This window comes from Pseudescherichia sp. AS216, assembly GCF_037152055.1.
GTDB lineage: Bacteria > Pseudomonadota > Gammaproteobacteria > Enterobacterales > Enterobacteriaceae > Pseudescherichia.
The window spans coordinates 24,167-41,058 of the sequence record NZ_JBBCMV010000001.1 but is presented as its reverse complement, the minus strand read 5'-3'; the positions used below and the strand labels follow the sequence as shown (position 1 = coordinate 41,058).

Here is a 16,892-nt window from a genome sequence, read left to right as displayed (position 1 = left end):
TTATGCACTTTGTAGGCCCGGCAGGCTCGCCGGGCGTTTTCTTATGGGCGGTACACCTTGACGTTGGTGAAGCCCTGCTCGTGCAGATAGAGCGCCTGCAGGCGGCTCATCACCCCACGCTCGCACCACAGCAGCCAGGTTTTGCTCTGATCGAGATCGCCAAATTTGGTACTCAGCTTGTAGAACGGCAGCGTTACCACGTCGACGCCCTCTATCGTCAGCGGCTTGCTCTCCTGATCGTCCGGAGAGCGGATATCCAGCACCACGTCGTTCGGACCAAAACCGGTGACGGTCTCAACTTCAACCACTTCCTGCTCGGCTTGCTGAGCAATCTCGCGGATGTCGACGTTGGTTGCCTCTTCCACTACCCGATCGAGGATCGCAAAATCGAAGTTCTGCTCTTCGGCTTCGATCTTCGATTTCACCGCTTTTACCGTCGGGCTTTTAGAGATCACGCCGCAGTACTCTGGCATGGTACGGGAGAAGTCTTCCGTGCCGATCGCGCGAGCCACGTCGATAATGTGCTCTTTATCATGAGAGATCAGCGGGCGCAGGATCAGCGTATCAGAGACGTTGTCAATCAGACGCAGGTTAGTCAGGGTCTGGCTAGAGACCTGGCCCAGCGCTTCACCGGTGACCAGGGCCTGCACGCCGTAGCGCTCGGCGACCTTAGACGCTGCGCGCACCATCATGCGTTTCAGCACGACGCCCATCTGGCCGTCGTCTACTTTTTCCAGGATCTCACCGACCACCGGCTCAAAGTTGATCGCCACAAAGCGTACGCGGTGCGAGCTGCCGAAGCGGTTCCACAGATAGTGAGCCACCTGACGGACGCCAATCTCATGCGCTGCGCCGCCGAGGTTGAAGAAGCAGTAGTGTACGCGGCAGCCACGGCGCATCAGCATATAGCTGGAGACGCTGGAGTCAAAGCCACCGGAGATTAGCGACAGCACATCTTCCTGGGTACCGATAGGGAAACCACCGATACCTTCGGTACGGTTCGTTATCAGCAGCAGGCGATCGTCTTCAATTTCCAGATGGACCGTGTAATCCGGGTGAGTCAATTTTACGCGAGCGCTCTCAATATGCTGATTCAGCCCGCCACCGACGTAGCGTTCTACCTCAATGGAGCTAAACTCATGCTTACCGCGACGTTTCACGCGCACGCAGAAGGTTTTCCCCTCTAGCTGCTCGCGATACTGGGCCAGCGCTTTCTCGAAAATGTCATGCAGGGAGGTATAAGGCACATCTTCTACCTCCAGAATATGGTGGATACCGGGAATACGGGTCAGGGCATCGCGAATGGCAGTACGCAAGGACTCGTCTTTGGTACGCACTTCCACGTGATCCCAGTGACGAACGACTTTAATCTCTTCGTCGTGGTACTTCAGAACGTTACGAATGTTCCCGGTTAAAATTTTAATAAAGCGCAAACGCACGGATTGGCTTTTGATGGTGATTTCCGGGAACAATTTAATGATAAACTTCATGGCGGCAAAGGTTCTTTGGCAAGTCGCATAGTGGACTTGTGGGGGATTAATACAGCAGCCCCTAACCGCGGCTGCTTCCAGGCGCGCAAGTATACCACCATCGGGGTCTACCTTGCACACCGCATGACCATTGCGCGTTATTTAATACGCGGCCCGACTTCGCTACCATAGCGCAGACGAATAAAACGAGAGTCAGACATCCTTATGGCAAAGAAAAACGACGCACCGGCCAGCTTTGAAACGGCGCTTACCGAGCTGGAACAGATAGTGACCCGTCTTGAGAGCGGCGATCTGCCCCTTGAAGAGGCCCTGAGCGAATTTGAACGCGGCGTGCAGCTGGCACGCCAGGGGCAGACCAAGTTACAGCAGGCGGAGCAGCGCGTGCAGATCCTGCTCTCAGAACAGGAAGAGGTCCCGCTCACCCCCTTCACCCCGGACGCCGAGTAATATGGATTTTACTGAACAATTAGAGACCTGCGTCGATCAGGCCAATAGCGCGCTACGGCGCTTCATCGCCCCTCTGCCTTTTCAGAATACGCCTCTGGTTGAGGCCATGAACTATGGTGCACTATTAGGCGGCAAGCGCCTGCGGCCATTTTTGGTCTATGCCACAGGCAGCATGTTTGGCGTCAGCGTTAACACCCTGGATGCCCCCGCTGCTGCCGTGGAGTGCATTCACGCCTACTCCCTGATCCATGACGATCTGCCGGCCATGGACGATGACGATCTGCGCCGGGGCCAGCCGACCTGCCACATTAAATACGGTGAGGCGAGCGCCATTCTGGCAGGAGATGCCCTGCAAACGCTGGCGTTCTCTATCCTTGCCGATGCGCCAATGCCGGAGGTGAGCGATCGCGATCGGCTGGCAATGGTTGCCGAGCTGGCGCAGGCCAGCGGCGTGGCGGGCATGTGTGGCGGTCAGGCGTTGGATCTGGAAGCCGAAGGCAAACAGGTGCAGCTTGCCGAGCTGGAACGTATCCACCGCCATAAAACCGGGGCGCTGATCCGCGCGGCGGTGCGCATGGGTGCCCTGACCGCCGGTGAACGGGGTCGTGACGTGCTGCCGATTCTGGATCAATACGCCGAGTGTATCGGTCTGGCCTTCCAGGTACAGGATGACATTCTGGATGTGGTGGGTGATACTGCAACTCTCGGCAAACGTCAGGGGGCCGATCAGCAGCTGGGTAAAAGCACCTATCCTGCCCTGCTGGGCCTTGAGCAAGCCCGGACGAAAGCCCGTGACCTGATTGACGACGCCCGCAGCGCGTTAGCGCAGCTGGCCGCCCACTCTCTGGACACCTCGACCCTTGAAGCGCTGGCCGACTTTATAATTCAGCGTGATAAATAAACAACAATGAGTCTCTGATGAGTTTTGATACTGCCAAATACCCGACCCTGGCGCTGGTGAATGCCACCCAGGATCTGCGCCTGCTGCCAAAAGAGAGCCTGCCGAAGCTGTGCGACGAGCTGCGCCGCTATCTTCTCGACAGCGTGAGCCGCTCCAGCGGTCACTTCGCCTCCGGGCTTGGCACGGTTGAGCTGACCGTGGCACTGCACTATGTCTACAACACGCCGTTCGATCAGCTTATCTGGGACGTCGGCCATCAGGCTTACCCACACAAAATTCTGACCGGTCGCCGGGATCGCATCGATACGATCCGCCAGAAAGGCGGCCTGCACCCCTTCCCGTGGCGCGGCGAGAGCGAGTATGACGTGCTGAGCGTCGGCCACTCCTCTACCTCTATCAGCGCCGGGATTGGCATCGCGGTAGCGGCAGAGAAAGAGGGTAAACAGCGCCGCACCGTCTGCGTAATTGGCGACGGGGCGATCACCGCCGGCATGGCCTTTGAGGCGATGAACCACGCCGGTGATATTCGCCCGGATATGCTGGTGATCCTCAACGACAACGAGATGTCGATCTCCGAGAACGTTGGCGCGCTCAACAACCATCTGGCGCAGCTGCTCTCGGGCAAGCTCTACTCTACCCTGCGCGAAGGTGGAAAGCGGGTCTTCTCCAATGTACCGCCGATCAAAGAGCTGCTGAAACGCACCGAAGAGCATATTAAAGGCATGGTTGTGCCTGGTACCCTGTTTGAAGAGCTGGGCTTTAACTATATCGGGCCGGTCGATGGCCATGACGTGCTGGGTCTGGTCACCACGCTGAAAAACATGCGTGACCTGAAGGGCCCGCAGTTCCTGCACATCATGACCAAAAAAGGACGCGGCTACGAGCCAGCCGAAAAGGATCCGATCACCTTCCACGCCGTACCGAAATTCGATCCGGCCAAGGGAACGCTGCCAAAAAGCAGCGGCGGCATGCCCTCCTACTCGAAAATTTTTGGCGACTGGCTGTGCGAGACAGCGGCAAAAGATGACAAGCTGATGGCCGTTACGCCTGCGATGCGTGAAGGCTCCGGCATGGTGGAGTTCTCCCGCACCTACCCGCAGCAGTACTTTGACGTGGCGATTGCCGAGCAGCACGCGGTAACCTTTGCCGCCGGGCTGGCAATCGGCGGCTATAAGCCGGTGGTGGCGATCTACTCTACCTTCCTGCAGCGTGCCTACGATCAGGTGATCCACGACGTGGCGATCCAGAAGCTGCCGGTGCTGTTTGCTATCGACCGGGCGGGGATTGTCGGTGCTGACGGGCAGACGCACCAGGGCGCGTTTGATATCTCTTTCCTGCGCTGCGTGCCGGAAATGGTGATCATGACCCCAAGCGACGAGAACGAGTGTCGTCAGATGCTCTACACCGGCTACCACTACAGCGAAGGGCCGAGCGCCGTACGCTACCCACGCGGCAACGCCGTGGGCGTGACGCTTGAGCCGCTGGCCGCGTTACCTATCGGTAAAGGGGTAGTGAAACGCCAGGGCGAAGAGATCGCGATCCTTAACTTCGGTACGCTGATGCCGGAAGCGGAAAAAGCCGCCGAGACGCTGAACGCCACGCTGGTGGATATGCGTTTTGTGAAGCCCCTTGACGAGGCGCTGATTCTGGAGCTGGCCGCAACCTACGCGTCGCTGGTCACTCTGGAAGAGAACGCCATCATCGGCGGTGCAGGTAGCGGCGTGAACGAAGTGCTGATGGCTAACCGTAAGCCGGTTCCGGTTCTCAACCTCGGCCTGCCGGACTACTTTATCCCACAGGGTACTCAGGAAGAGGCGCGCATCGAGCTGGGCCTCGACGCCGCCGGTATCATCGCAAAAATTCAGACCTGGCTGGCCTGAGCCTCCGGTTCCGCTCCTGCTATGCTTAAGGGTACTCGTACCCTTAAGCAGGAGTGGAACCATGCAATACAACACGTTAGGAAAAACAGATCTTAAGGTTTCCCGTCTTTGTCTGGGCTGTATGACCTTTGGCGAACCGGACCGGGGCAATCACGCCTGGACCCTGCCAGAAGAGAGCAGCCGACTCATCATCAAGCACGCCCTTGAGGGCGGCATCAACTTTTTCGATACCGCGAACAGCTACTCTGACGGCAGCAGCGAAGAGATCGTTGGCCGGGCGCTGAAAGATTTTGCCCGTCGCGAAGAGGTGGTGGTCGCCACCAAGGTCTACCATCAGGTGGGCGATCTGCCGGAAGGGCTCTCTCGCCCGCAGATCCTGCGCTCGATTGATGACAGCCTGCGCCGGCTCGGCATGGAGTATGTTGACCTGCTGCAGATCCACCGCTGGGACTATAACACCCCTATCGAAGAGACGCTGGAAGCACTGAATGACGTAGTAAAGGCCGGTAAGGCCCGCTACATCGGCGCGTCGTCTATGCACGCCTCGCAGTTCGCCGAGGCGCTGAAGCTTCAGGAACAGAATGGCTGGGCGCGCTTTGTCACCATGCAGAATCACTACAATCTTATCTACCGTGAGGAAGAGCGCGAGATGCTGCCGCTCTGCTATCAGGAGGGCGTGGCGGTGATCCCATGGAGCCCGCTGGCGCGCGGTCGTCTGACGCGCCCGTGGGGAGAAACCACGGCTCGCTCAGTGTCGGATGAGTTCGGTAAAACGCTCTATAACGAGAGCGACGCCGGGGATGCACAGATTGCCGAGCGGCTGGCGGCGATTGCAGAAGATACCGGGGCGACCCGGGCACAGGTGGCCATTGCCTGGCTGCTGAGCAAGCCCGGCGTTGCCGCCCCGATCATCGGTGCATCCCGGGAAGAGCAGCTTGAAGAGCTGATCCAGGCGGTAGAGTTAACCCTGACGCCAGAGCAGATTGCCGAGCTGGAGACGCCGTATAAGCAGCATCCGGTCGTCGGATTCAAATAAGGGTAAGCATCCGGCCCACTATGGGCCGGATAAAAGCGGATCAAATAATACCAATCGGCCAGTGATGGCCAATCAGGTAGAGGATCCCCGCCGCCACAATCCCGGCAACGATATCATCAACGATAATCCCCATCCCGCCGTGCACGTTGCGGTCGAACCAGCGGATCGGCCAGGGCTTCCACATATCAAAGATACGGAACAGCACAAACCCGGCGGCCACCCACTGCCAGTCGTTAGTGGGTAGCGCCATCAGGGTGATCCACATCCCGATAAACTCATCCCATACGATGCTGCCGTGGTCGTGCACCCCCATATCCTTTGCCGTCTGGTGACACAGGTAGACGCCAATACAGATAGAGAGCATCACCACCATGGAGTAGAGCTGCCACGGCAGGAAGGTCATCAGATACCAGAACGGGATCGCCGCCAGCGAGCCCATCGTGCCTGGCACCACCGGACTCAGGCCGCTGCCAAACCCGGTGGCCAGCAGGTGCCACGGGTTACGCAAGTTCAGGCGGCTTTTAGCGATATCTTTAGTGCGCGGCAAAATGGTCATATCCTTTCCAGTCAAAAGTCACAGCCCTGCCCTCGCGGGTAAAGCTGATGCCGTCGATATCGGCGCTCATCCGCCCGATGCAGGTGTACGGAATGCCAAGCTGACCAATCGCCACCTCCAGCGCGCCGCGATTCAACTCGGGCACGGTAAAGCAGAGTTCGTAATCCTCGCCGCCGCCCAGCGCCCAGCGCAGGGCCTGGTCTGGATCCACATGGCGACGCAGGGCATCCGAATAGGGCAGCATGTCAACGTCGATCATCGCCCCGCACTCGCTGGCCTGCAAAATATGCCCCAGGTCGGAGATGAGCCCGTCGGAGAGATCGATAGCGGAATTCGCCAGATCGCGCAGCGCCTGGCCGTGCAAAATACGCGGCGTTGGGCGCAGATGGCGTTTGACCAGCCAGTCGGCATCGTTGGGATCGTTTACCTGCAAACGATCCTGCAGGATCGCCAGCCCGGCGGCGCTGTCTCCTGGCGTGCCGGTGACGTAGATCCAGTCTCCGGGCTTCGCGCCAGAGCGTTTCAGCGCCCGGCCCGCCGGAACGTAGCCGTGAATACCTAGCGTCATGGAGAGCGGCCCGCGCGTCGTGTCGCCGCCGATCAGCTGCATGTCGTAGTAGCTAAGCTGCTCAAACAGGCTGTCGCTAAACGCTTTCAGCCAGAGCTCGTCGACCTCTGGCAGGGTCAGCGCAAGGGTCAGCCACGCCGGGTCAGCGCCCATCGCCGCCAGATCGCTCAGGTTTACCGCCAGCGCCTTGTAAGCCAGGTCGGCAGGATCGATATCCGGGAGAAAATGAATGCCCGATACCAGCGTATCGGTACTGATTGCCAGGGTCTGTTTTTCCGGGACATTCAGCAGCGCGCAGTCATCGCCAATGCCGGTTTCGACATCCAGGCGCGCGCGTCTGACGCGGTTAAAGTAACGGGCAATAAGGGAGAATTCGCCGCATGCCATACGTTATGCCTCAGCAGAATAAATGAGTAAGGCCGGGGCGAAGCGGCAACTGCGCTCCGCCGTACCGGCCTTGAGGTTACTTTTTGTGGGGGCGGATCGCGGGTGCGGCTTTATCCAGCACGCCATTCACAAACTTGTGGCTGTCTTCTGCACCAAACGTTTTTGCCAGCTCGATAGCTTCGTTGATGGCAACCTTGTAGGGCACATCATCACGTTTGGAGAGTTCGAACAGCGCGATACGCAGTACCGCTTTCTCAACCTGGCCCAGCTCTTCAAGCAGGCGGGACAGATAGGGCTTCATCAGGCCGTCGAGATATGCGCTGTTAGTCGCCACCCCGGACAGCAGCTCGCGGAAGTAAGCGATGTCAACGTCTTTGACATCCTGTTCCGCCAGGAACTGGTATTCAACATCGGCGATGTCGTTCTGGGACAACTGCCAGGAGTAAAGCGCCTGAACGGCACACTCACGGGCGCGGCGACGAGCAGCAGGTTTCACGGAATTCCCCTTACAAAAATCAGCCTTGAATGGCTTTCAATACATTAATCATTTCAAGCGCGGTCAGTGCTGCTTCAGCACCCTTGTTACCCGCTTTCGTGCCAGCGCGTTCGATGGCTTGTTCAATACTTTCAGTGGTGAGCACACCAAAGGCTACCGGAATGGCGCTCTCCTGAGCCACGTGCGCCAGGCCGTTGCTTGCGCCGCCCGCGACGTATTCGAAGTGTGCCGTACCGCCACGGATCACCGTGCCGAGCGCAATAATCGCATCGTATTTACCGGTTTTTGCCAGCGCACCCGCCGCCAGAGGCAGCTCATAAGCACCTGGAACCCAAACAACGGTGATGTTTTCATCTTTAACCTGGCCGATACGCTTCAGGGCGTCGATAGCACCTTCCAGCAGGCTGTCGTTGATGAAGTTGTTGAAACGCGCAATGGTGATGGCGACGCGAGCGTCCGGGGCAGCAACAGTAGCTTCAATAATGTTCATAAACTTACCTTAGGGTTCTCATATAGCCCCCGCAGGGGGGCGGATTTTATCATACTATTTTACGCACTGCTTCCCTTTTACGAGCGCACTACGCGGGGATCAGATGCAGGCACAGATCCGGGCCTACCTGACGTATTTCAGTGAACTTGAGCTGCGGCGCGGCCGCCAGGCTCTCAAGCCCTGGCAGAACGCAGAGGCCGCGCGCCTCGCTGCCTAATAGCTTCGGTGCCAGATAGACAATCAGCTCGTCCACCAGCCCGGCCTGCAGCAGCGCGCCCGCCATCTGCGCGCCCGCCTCTACCCAGATGCTGTTAATCTGCTGACGTCCCAGCAGCATCATCATTGAGACCAGATCGAGATGGCCGTTATGTTCAGGCACCAGGATGTGGCGCACGCCGTCCGGCCACTGGCGCTCGTCGGCGCGAGTACGGGCAAACCAGGTTTCGCCCGGCTGCTGAACAAGACGATGCGCCGGCGTCACGCGGTTCTGGCTGTCGACGACGATGCGCACCGGCTGGCGCAGATCCGCCTGGGCATAGCGCGCCTGGGTGTCGGCACCCAGCTCGTCCCAGCGAACGGTCAGAGCTGGATCGTCCGCCAGCACCGTGGCGCTGCTGGTTAATATCGCGTGGCTCTCGGCGCGCAGACGTTGAACGTCCCGGCGCGCCTCGGGCGAAGTGATCCACTGGCTCTCGCCGTTCGCCATCGCCGTGCGCCCGTCCAGCGACGCGCCGAGCTTAAGTTGAATATAGGGGAAGCCGGTACGCATGCGCTTGAGGAAGCCGCGGTTAAGTCGCTCCGCCTCGCTCATCATCAGACCGTGGCTGACCTCGATTCCCTCCTGGGCGAGACGGTACAGCCCTCGCCCCGCCACCTGCGGGTTGGGATCCTGCATCGCTGCGACCACGCGGGCGACGCCAGCGTTAATCAACGCCTCGCAGCACGGTGGTGTCCGGCCATGATGGCTGCATGGCTCCAGCGTCACGTAGGCGGTGGCACCGCGGGCACGCTCCCCCGCCATGCGCAGGGCGTGCACCTCGGCATGCGGCTCGCCAGCACGGAAGTGGAACCCTTCCCCGACGATTTCGCCCTCTTTCACAATGACACAGCCCACGTTTGGATTAGGATGGGTGGTGTAGCGCCCGCGCTGTGCCAGCTTCAGCGCACGGGCCATGTACATTTCGTCCTGCTTGTCGTCCTGCTTATCATCCAGCATTAGCCTAGTCCTGTAAGCGGGCGATCTCTTCGCCGAATTCGCGGATATCTTCAAAGCTGCGGTAGACAGAGGCAAAGCGGATATAGGCTACTTTATCGAGCTTCTTGAGCTGCTCCATCACCAGGTTGCCAATCATCTTGCTGGGGATCTCGCGTTCCCCCGTGGCCCGCAGCTGGGATTTGATATGGTTAAGGGCCATCTCAACGTCGTCAGCGCTGACCGGGCGTTTCTCCAGCGCTTTAAGCATGCCGCTGCGTAATTTGTCTTCGTTAAACGGCTCGCGGACCTCGTTGCTTTTCACCACGCGCGGCATCACCAGCTCTGCCACTTCGAAGGTCGTAAAACGCTCGTTGCACACCAGGCACTGGCGACGACGACGAACGGAGGAGCCTTCGCCCACCAGGCGAGAGTCAATTACTTTGGTATCCACGGCGAAACAGAATGGGCAATGCATACGGCGTCCTGAAGATAAAATTAACTGAAATCTATTTTAACCTGATATGCCGCGACAACAAAGGCATCAGCACTTTTGGGATAAAGGATTGATGCGAAGCGTGTCCGAACGATCTACCCTTACTAGCAATAACTCGTTTAAGGAAACCGTTATCATGACAAGACGTTATCTGAAGCTCGCCCTGCTGGGGAGTCTGTTTACCCTTAGCGCCTGCGCCCAGCAGAGCGAGGTGCGCCAGCTGCATCAGAGCGTGAGCACGCTCAACAAAGAGATGAGCAAGCTTAATCAGGAGACGGTGAAGATCACCCAGCAGAACAGCCTGAACGCCAGGTCGGAGAGCGGCGTCTACCTGCTGCCGGGAGCCAATACCCCGGCGCGCCTGAAGAGCCAGCTCGGTACGCTGCGTATGTCGCTGAAGGATATCGCCCCCAACGCTGGCGGCACGCGCCTGACACTGCTCATCCAGGGTGAATCGAACACCCCGCTGCCAGCCTTTAGCGGCACGGTTGAGTGGGGACAGATTCAGGGTACCACCGAAAATCCGCAGGAAGTTAACGTTCAGAACCAGCTGATCAGCGCCCCGGCCAGCACCCTCGCGCCGAGCGACGTCAGCGTCCCGCTACAGCTCAACGGCATCACCCCCGAGCAGCTTGGCTTTATCCGCATTCATGATATTCAGCCAGCCAATATGTAGTAGCGTCATACTCCGTTACTTTCTGTAAGGGCGCAGCGTCGCCCTTTTGCCTCGTTCACACCTTTTTACCTCCTCTTACAAACCTCAAATATTGGCAATGCCGCAGATTGCCAGTACAATCGCCCCGTTTTATCTACGCAAACGTGAACGCAATCGATTACGTAAATGATGGATATGTGAAACAACACATATTTTTGTGAGCAAGGAAACTTATAATAGGCCCGCAGAAATACGAAACATTTTGAAAAGCATCAACAGCGTTCTTTCGATCCCGTCAGGGACTTCAATCAGTGGCATACATATGAAAAAAACTTTACTCGTCGCCGGTGCGGCACTTGCGCTCTCCTCCACCTTCGCCGTTAATGCGGCCGAAACCAGCAACAGCGAATTCGTCTCCGACTGGTGGCATCAGAGCGTTAACGTGGTAGGCAGCTACCATACCCGTTTCGGACCCACTATCCGTAACGATACCTACCTGGAGTACGAAGCGTTCGCCAAGAAAGATTGGTTTGATTTCTATGGCTACATGGATGCGCCAGTCTTCTTCGGTGGCAACAGCACCGCGAAGGGTATCTGGAACCACGGCTCCCCGCTGTTTATGGAGATTGAACCGCGCTTCTCTATCGACAAGCTGACCGATACCAGCCTGGCATTTGGTCCGTTCAAAGAGTGGTACTTCGCGAACAACTACATCTACGACATGGGCCGTAACGAAGCGGGTCGTCAGAGCACCTGGTACATGGGTCTGGGTACGGATATCGATACCGGCCTGCCGATGAGCCTCTCCCTGAACGTCTATGCCAAATACCAGTGGCAGAACTACGAAGCGGCGAACGAGAACGAGTGGGATGGCTACCGCTTCAAGGTGAAATACTTTGTGCCAATCACCCAGCTGTGGGGCGGCCAGCTGAGCTATATCGGCTTCACCAACTTTGACTGGGGTTCCGATCTGGGCGACAAAGATTTCCGCGATCTGAACGGTATGCAGGCCCGTACCAACGACTCTATTGCCTCCAGCCACATTCTGGCCCTGAACTACGATCACTGGCACTACTCGGTGGTGGCGCGTTACTGGCACAACGGTGGTCAGTGGAACGACGATGCGAGCCTGAACTTCGGCAGCGGCAACTTCAACGTCCGCTCTACCGGCTGGGGTGGTTACCTGGTAGCAGGTTACAACTTCTAACCTGTACGGATCCGCCCGGTGGCGCTGCGCTTACCGGGCCTGGGCTCCGAATGTAGGCCGGGTAAGGCGAAGCCGCCACCCGGCTTTTTACTGCTTCACTTTTCGCAAAAAATCCGTCAGCGATCTGTCTGCACTTTCGCTGAATCGTCTCTCCATCAGCGCAATGTTAAGACACCTGTCGAGCCGGAAACAGCGGTAGTCATCGCGCCGTTCGCACCACGCAGCCAGCAGCCAGTGCTCCCCCCAGAAGAACAGACCAAGCGGCTGCACCTCACGGCAGGAGAGCTGCCCTGCCTCATCACGATAATGTAGCCTCAGCACGTGCTGAGTAGAAATAGCCTGATGGATCACGTCAAAGCCACTGCGCGAATGGGGCTGAAGCGCAATATCCGGCGCATAGATACGCGTCTGCTCTGCCTTGCGTCTGCTCTCCTCCGGCAGTATAGCCAGCACCTTCTCCTGAGCCGATTCTAGCTCGCGAGATAACGACTCTCCGCCCCAGGTTTTGAGCAGGCGAATCGTCACCATCAGCGCCTCGGACTCTTTGTTGGTCAGCATCAGCGCTTTTCATACTTCCTCCTGCCTGTTGTTTGGGTTCGGAAAGAGTCTACGACAGGGCTCCTGACAGCATACTGTCAGGAGTGTTTGTCAGGAGCGGGCAAAAAAAATCCCGGTCAATTGACCGGGACTTCGATAACGCTAAATACGTTGTATTACGGCAGAATTGACGGCTGATCCGCCCCCTCTTTCTCTACCTTCTGCTGCAGCAGATGCTCACGCTTCATCCCAAGCTTCAGCGCCAGTGCCGAAGCCACGTAGATGGACGATGCCGTACCGATGGACACACCGATCAGCATGGTCAGCGAGAAGCCCTGCAGCATTGCGCCACCGAAGAGGTAGAGCATCAGGATCACCACTAAGGTGGTGCCTGAGGTGATCAAGGTACGGTGCAGCGTCTGGGTGAGCGACACGTTAAAGATCTCGTAAGGCGTCCCGCGACGGATTTTGCGGAAGTTCTCACGAATACGGTCGGAAACCACGATGCTGTCGTTCAGCGAGTAGCCGATAACGGACATCAACGATGCCACGATGGTCAGATCCACTTCGATCTGGAACAGCGACAGCACGCCCATGGTAATGATCACGTCGTGCGCCAGTGCGATAACCACCCCCGCCGCCAGACGCCACTCAAAGCGGAAGCCGACGTAAACCAGGATGGAGATCAGCGCTACCAGCAGCGCCATTGCACCGTTCTGTGCCAGATCGGCACCGACGCTTGGCCCCACGAACTCGATGCGTTTTACCGCCGCGTTCTGGTGGGTGGCCTCGTTAATGACGCTCACCACTTTGCTGCCCAGCGCCTGACCACCGGTTGCCCCTTCGGCAGGCGGCATGCGCACCATCACGTCACGGCTGCTGCCGAAGTTCTGCAACAGCGGATCTTCAAAACCGGCTTTCTGCAGCGCGTCACGCATCATGTCCATATCGGCCGGCTTTTCCAGCGAGATTTCAATGACCGTACCGCCGGTGAAGTCGAGACCCCAGTTAAAGCCGCGCACGCCGATAATGATAATCGACAGGATCAGCAGAAGTCCGGAGATGCCGAAAGCCCAGTAATCCCAGCGCATAAAGTCATAGACTTTACGCCCGTGGTTCAATTGTTCAACAGTATATTCCTGTGCCACAACGCACTCCTCAGATAGACAGCTTGTTGATGCGTTTGCCGCCGTACAACAGGTTTACGATGGCACGTGTACCGACGATGGCGGTAAACATTGACGTCGCCACACCGATACCGGTAGTAATCGCAAAGCCTTTAATTGCCCCGGTGCCTACGGCATACAGGATGATGACCTTGATAAGCGTCGTGACGTTAGCATCAAAGATGGAGCTAAACGCGCCTTTGTACCCTTCGTCGATCGCCTGCTGAACCGAACGGCCGTTGCTCAACTCTTCTTTGATACGTTCGTTGATCAGCACGTTGGCATCCACCGCCACCGCAAGGGTTAAGACGATCCCCGCGATACCCGGCATGGTCAGGGTTGCCCCCGGCAGCAGAGACATCACGCCGACGATCAGCACCAGGTTGGCAATGAGCGCAGAGGTCGCGATCAAACCAAACTTCTTATAGAAGAAGATCATGAAGATGATGGAGGCAGCGAGGCCCGCCAGACACGCTTCCAGACCCTGCTGAATGTTCTGCATCCCCAGGGTTGGGCCAATGGTGCGCTCTTCAACGATCTGGATGGGGGCTATCAGCGCACCTGCACGCAGCAGCAGCGAGAGCTGACGCGCTTCGTTCGGGTTGTTGATGCCGGTGATGCGGAAGCTGTTGCCGAGGCGAGACTGGATGTTGGCGATGTTAATCACCTCTTCCTGCTTCACCAGCACGGCACGACCGTTGGCATCTTTCTTACCGCTGTCCTTGTACTCCACAAACAGGGTCGCCATCGGCTTGCCGATGTTGTCCTTGGTGAAGTTAGACATGATGTTACCACCGGCGCTATCCAGCGAGATGTTAACCTGTGGCTGATTGTACTCATCCTGGCTGGAGGTGGAGTCGGTGATGTGATCCCCGGTCAGAATAACGCGTTTGTACAGCACAACCGGCTGCCCTTCGCGCATCTGCTTCACTTCCGAGTCGCCCGGCACGCGGCCTGATGCAGCTGCGGAGCTGTCCGCATTGGTATTAACCAGACGGAACTCCAGCGTGGCGGTCGCGCCCAGAATCTCTTTCGCGCGCGCGGTGTCCTGAATACCCGGCAGCTCGACGACGATACGGTCAGCGCCCTGACGCTGCACCAGCGGCTCAGCAACGCCCAGCTGGTTAACACGGTTGCGCAGAATGTTGATGTTCTGCTGCACCGCGTACTCGCGGGCTTCGCTCAGGCGTGCATCGGTCATTACCGCACGCAGCGCATTGCCGCCCTGGGTGTTGATAACCAGATCGCGGTGGCGCGGAGTCAGATAAGAGATGGCTGCGTCACGTGCCGCGCTGTCGCGGAACACGATGCTCATGCCGTAGTTATCTTCTTTACGCACGTTGGTGTAGGCAATGCCCTTCTCGCGCAGATCGCTGCGCAGGCTGTCCATGTTCTGCTCCTGGAGCTTGCCGAGCGCGGTGTCCATATCCACTTCCATCAGGAAGTGCACGCCACCACGCAGGTCGAGGCCGAGTTTCATCGGCTCCGCTTTCAGCATGGAGAGCCAGCGCGGGGTAGCGGGAGCAAGGTTCAGCGCCACAACGTACTTATCGCCCAATACGCTCATCATCGCCTCACGGGCGCGCAGCTGCGTATCGGTGGAGTCAAAGCGGGCAAGGATCGCACCCTCTTCCAGTGCCACAGACTTAGCGGTGATTTTTTGTTCTTGTAAAGTATTCTGGACCTGGATCAGCGTTTGCTCACTGGCGGCGACGCCGCGCGCGCCAGTGATTTGAACAGCCGGATCCTCACCATACAGGTTGGGAAGTGCGTAAAGCAGGCCGACGACAATGACGACGACCAGCATAATGTACTTCCACAAAGGATAACGGTTTAACACGGCAGTTCCCTTTGGGAAAACAGTAGATTACAGCGCCTTCATGGTGCCTTTCGGCAGAACGGCAGCTACGAAGTCACGTTTGATAACCACTTCAGTGGTGTCGTTCAGCGCGATAGCAATGTAGCCGGTTTCCGCTACTTTGGTTACGCGGCCAACCAGACCACCGTTAGTCAGCACTTCATCACCTTTGGCGATGGAGTCCATCAGCTTTTTGTGCTCTTTGGTGCGTTTCTGCTGCGGGCGCAGGATCATGAAGTAGAAGATCAGACCGAAGACGACCAGCATCAGGATCAGAGACATCGGGCTACCCTGCGCCGGTGCACCTGTTGCCGCTACAGCATCAGAAATAAAAAAGCTCATTTAAATTCCCTCATTATTAAAATTAATCAACGTTCAAAGGTGGAACCGGTCGACCCTGACGTTCATAGAAATCGGTCACGAAGCTCTCTAATTTACCCTCTTCGATAGCCTTACGTAAACCAGCCATTAAGCGCTGATAGTGACGCAGGTTATGAATGGTATTGAGGCGCGCGCCCAATATTTCGTTGCAACGATCAAGATGATGCAAGTAAGCGAGCGAATAATTGCGACACGTATAGCAATCACACTCTTCATCCAGCGGACCCGTATCGCTTTTGTACTTCGCATTACGGATTTTTACGACGCCGTTCGTGACAAACAGGTGACCGTTACGCGCGTTACGCGTTGGCATGACGCAGTCGAACATATCGATGCCGCGACGCACGCCCTCGACCAGATCTTCCGGCTTCCCTACGCCCATCAGGTAACGTGGTTTATCTGCCGGGATCTGCGGGCAGACATGCTCCAGGATGCGGTGCATATCTTCCTTCGGCTCACCCACAGCCAAACCGCCGACAGCGTAGCCATCAAAGCCAATCTCTACCAGACCCTTGACTGAGATATCGCGTAAATCTTCGTAAACGCTGCCCTGGATAATCCCGAACAGCGCGTTTTTGTTGCCCAGCGAGTCGAAGCGATCGCGGCTGCGCTGCGCCCAGCGCAGGGACATCTCCATTGAGCGCTTGGCGTAGTCCCAGTCGGCGGGGTACGGCGTGCACTCGTCGAAGATCATCACAATGTCGGATCCGAGATCGTACTGGATCTCCATCGATTTTTCCGGATCGAGGAAGATCGGATCGCCGTTGATCGGGTTGCGGAAGTGCACGCCCGCTTCGGTGATTTTACGAATATCGCCGAGGCTAAAGACCTGGAAGCCGCCGGAGTCGGTAAGAATCGGCCCTTTCCACTGCATAAAGTCGTGCAGATCGCCGTGCAGCTTCATGATCTCCTGGCCAGGACGCAGCCAGAGGTGGAAGGTGTTACCGAGGAGGATCTGTGCGCCGGTGGCTTCAACCTCTTCCGGGGTCATGCCTTTTACCGTGCCGTAGGTACCCACGGGCATAAAAGCAGGCGTCTCAACAACGCCACGATCGAACACCAGGCGGCCGCGACGCGCACGACCGTCGGTGGTATCAAGTTCAAATTTCACTTAACTCTCCAGCATCAGAAAAACAGTCTGACGTTTAA

At 57.6% G+C, this 16,892-nt stretch carries 17 protein-coding genes and 1 pseudogene; 6 read left to right on the top strand and 12 right to left on the bottom strand.

The window, feature by feature from the left end; translation table 11 throughout:
- Positions 1-41: 41 nt before the first annotated feature.
- Entirely contained in the window at positions 42-1,490 is a 1,449-nt protein-coding gene (gene thiI / locus WFN61_RS00195) for a tRNA uracil 4-sulfurtransferase ThiI (RefSeq protein ID WP_257756726.1), read from the bottom strand.
- 204 nt (positions 1,491-1,694) lie between these two features.
- Here thiI and xseB point away from each other — a divergent pair, with 204 nt between their 5' ends.
- From xseB to WFN61_RS00175, 4 genes are all read left to right on the top strand, one after another.
- Entirely contained in the window at positions 1,695-1,937 is a 243-nt protein-coding gene (gene xseB, locus WFN61_RS00190; RefSeq protein ID WP_144814443.1) for an exodeoxyribonuclease VII small subunit, read from the top strand.
- 1 nt (position 1,938) lies between these two features.
- A complete protein-coding gene (ispA, locus tag WFN61_RS00185; RefSeq protein WP_312176677.1) occupies positions 1,939-2,838 on the top strand; it encodes a (2E,6E)-farnesyl diphosphate synthase in 900 nt (299 codons plus the stop codon).
- A gap of 17 nt (positions 2,839-2,855) precedes the next feature.
- Positions 2,856-4,718 carry a 1-deoxy-D-xylulose-5-phosphate synthase gene (gene dxs / locus WFN61_RS00180; protein ID WP_337037050.1) on the top strand — a complete coding sequence of 621 codons (1,863 nt, stop codon included), beginning with the start codon at positions 2,856-2,858 and terminating at the stop codon, positions 4,716-4,718.
- A gap of 61 nt (positions 4,719-4,779) precedes the next feature.
- Positions 4,780-5,754, top strand: a complete 975-nt coding sequence (locus WFN61_RS00175) for an aldo/keto reductase (RefSeq protein ID WP_312927657.1) — start codon at positions 4,780-4,782, stop codon at positions 5,752-5,754.
- Positions 5,755-5,794: 40 nt separating this feature from the next.
- Here WFN61_RS00175 and pgpA read toward each other — a convergent pair whose 3' ends face one another.
- From pgpA to nrdR, 6 genes are all read right to left on the bottom strand, one after another.
- Positions 5,795-6,310 carry a phosphatidylglycerophosphatase A gene (gene pgpA / locus WFN61_RS00170; RefSeq protein ID WP_144814456.1) on the bottom strand — a complete coding sequence of 172 codons (516 nt, stop codon included), beginning with the start codon at positions 6,308-6,310 and terminating at the stop codon, positions 5,795-5,797.
- Positions 6,288-7,265 (bottom strand): thiamine-phosphate kinase, encoded by a 978-nt coding sequence (gene thiL / locus WFN61_RS00165; protein WP_312632790.1) that lies wholly within the window; start codon positions 7,263-7,265, stop codon positions 6,288-6,290. Before thiL ends, pgpA begins: the two co-directional genes overlap by 23 nt.
- A gap of 76 nt (positions 7,266-7,341) precedes the next feature.
- Complete coding sequence (nusB, locus tag WFN61_RS00160; protein WP_042391578.1) at positions 7,342-7,761, bottom strand: transcription antitermination factor NusB; 420 nt, start codon at positions 7,759-7,761, stop codon at positions 7,342-7,344.
- 19 nt (positions 7,762-7,780) lie between these two features.
- Complete coding sequence (gene ribH, locus WFN61_RS00155; RefSeq protein WP_144814463.1) at positions 7,781-8,251, bottom strand: 6,7-dimethyl-8-ribityllumazine synthase; 471 nt, start codon at positions 8,249-8,251, stop codon at positions 7,781-7,783.
- Between the two features lie 88 nt (positions 8,252-8,339).
- Complete coding sequence (ribD, locus tag WFN61_RS00150) at positions 8,340-9,467, bottom strand: bifunctional diaminohydroxyphosphoribosylaminopyrimidine deaminase/5-amino-6-(5-phosphoribosylamino)uracil reductase RibD (RefSeq protein WP_312176683.1); 1,128 nt, start codon at positions 9,465-9,467, stop codon at positions 8,340-8,342.
- Between the two features lie 4 nt (positions 9,468-9,471).
- Positions 9,472-9,921 carry a transcriptional regulator NrdR gene (gene nrdR, locus WFN61_RS00145; RefSeq protein ID WP_103821628.1) on the bottom strand — a complete coding sequence of 150 codons (450 nt, stop codon included), beginning with the start codon at positions 9,919-9,921 and terminating at the stop codon, positions 9,472-9,474.
- Positions 9,922-10,075: 154 nt separating this feature from the next.
- Here nrdR and WFN61_RS00140 point away from each other — a divergent pair, with 154 nt between their 5' ends.
- Together WFN61_RS00140 and WFN61_RS00135 are read left to right on the top strand one after the other, a co-directional pair.
- Positions 10,076-10,615: a DUF3251 domain-containing protein gene (locus WFN61_RS00140; RefSeq protein ID WP_144814469.1), complete on the top strand. Its 540-nt coding sequence runs from the start codon at positions 10,076-10,078 to the stop codon at positions 10,613-10,615.
- A 301-nt stretch (positions 10,616-10,916) separates the two neighbouring features.
- Complete coding sequence (locus WFN61_RS00135; RefSeq protein WP_144814472.1) at positions 10,917-11,801, top strand: nucleoside-specific channel-forming protein Tsx; 885 nt, start codon at positions 10,917-10,919, stop codon at positions 11,799-11,801.
- A gap of 87 nt (positions 11,802-11,888) precedes the next feature.
- Here the strand turns inward: WFN61_RS00135 and WFN61_RS00130 are convergent.
- The 5 genes and pseudogenes from WFN61_RS00130 to tgt all read right to left on the bottom strand — a co-directional run.
- Positions 11,889-12,362, bottom strand: a pseudogene (locus WFN61_RS00130) (helix-turn-helix transcriptional regulator); the annotation flags it as partial.
- A gap of 152 nt (positions 12,363-12,514) precedes the next feature.
- Positions 12,515-13,486 carry a protein translocase subunit SecF gene (gene secF / locus WFN61_RS00125; RefSeq protein ID WP_144814482.1) on the bottom strand — a complete coding sequence of 324 codons (972 nt, stop codon included), beginning with the start codon at positions 13,484-13,486 and terminating at the stop codon, positions 12,515-12,517.
- 10 nt (positions 13,487-13,496) lie between these two features.
- Complete coding sequence (secD, locus tag WFN61_RS00120; RefSeq protein ID WP_144814485.1) at positions 13,497-15,344, bottom strand: protein translocase subunit SecD; 1,848 nt, start codon at positions 15,342-15,344, stop codon at positions 13,497-13,499.
- 27 nt (positions 15,345-15,371) lie between these two features.
- On the bottom strand, positions 15,372-15,704 hold the full coding sequence (gene yajC, locus WFN61_RS00115; RefSeq protein ID WP_012904809.1) for a preprotein translocase subunit YajC: 333 nt from the start codon (positions 15,702-15,704) through the stop codon (positions 15,372-15,374).
- A gap of 22 nt (positions 15,705-15,726) precedes the next feature.
- Positions 15,727-16,854 carry a tRNA guanosine(34) transglycosylase Tgt gene (gene tgt / locus WFN61_RS00110; protein WP_144814488.1) on the bottom strand — a complete coding sequence of 376 codons (1,128 nt, stop codon included), beginning with the start codon at positions 16,852-16,854 and terminating at the stop codon, positions 15,727-15,729.
- Positions 16,855-16,892: the final 38 nt, after the last annotated feature.

Coding starts and splice junctions, on each gene's coding strand:
- ribH (WP_144814463.1), bottom strand. CDS start 8,251: ATGAACATTATTGAAGCTACTGTTGCTGCCCCGGACGCTCGCGTCGCC.
- WFN61_RS00135 (WP_144814472.1), top strand. CDS start 10,917: ATGAAAAAAACTTTACTCGTCGCCGGTGCGGCACTTGCGCTCTCCTCC.
- ispA (WP_312176677.1), top strand. CDS start 1,939: ATGGATTTTACTGAACAATTAGAGACCTGCGTCGATCAGGCCAATAGC.
- yajC (WP_012904809.1), bottom strand. CDS start 15,704: ATGAGCTTTTTTATTTCTGATGCTGTAGCGGCAACAGGTGCACCGGCG.
- nrdR (WP_103821628.1), bottom strand. CDS start 9,921: ATGCATTGCCCATTCTGTTTCGCCGTGGATACCAAAGTAATTGACTCT.
- ribD (WP_312176683.1), bottom strand. CDS start 9,467: ATGCTGGATGATAAGCAGGACGACAAGCAGGACGAAATGTACATGGCC.
- thiI (WP_257756726.1), bottom strand. CDS start 1,490: ATGAAGTTTATCATTAAATTGTTCCCGGAAATCACCATCAAAAGCCAA.
- pgpA (WP_144814456.1), bottom strand. CDS start 6,310: ATGACCATTTTGCCGCGCACTAAAGATATCGCTAAAAGCCGCCTGAAC.
- WFN61_RS00140 (WP_144814469.1), top strand. CDS start 10,076: ATGACAAGACGTTATCTGAAGCTCGCCCTGCTGGGGAGTCTGTTTACC.
- dxs (WP_337037050.1), top strand. CDS start 2,856: ATGAGTTTTGATACTGCCAAATACCCGACCCTGGCGCTGGTGAATGCC.
- WFN61_RS00175 (WP_312927657.1), top strand. CDS start 4,780: ATGCAATACAACACGTTAGGAAAAACAGATCTTAAGGTTTCCCGTCTT.
- xseB (WP_144814443.1), top strand. CDS start 1,695: ATGGCAAAGAAAAACGACGCACCGGCCAGCTTTGAAACGGCGCTTACC.
- thiL (WP_312632790.1), bottom strand. CDS start 7,265: ATGGCATGCGGCGAATTCTCCCTTATTGCCCGTTACTTTAACCGCGTC.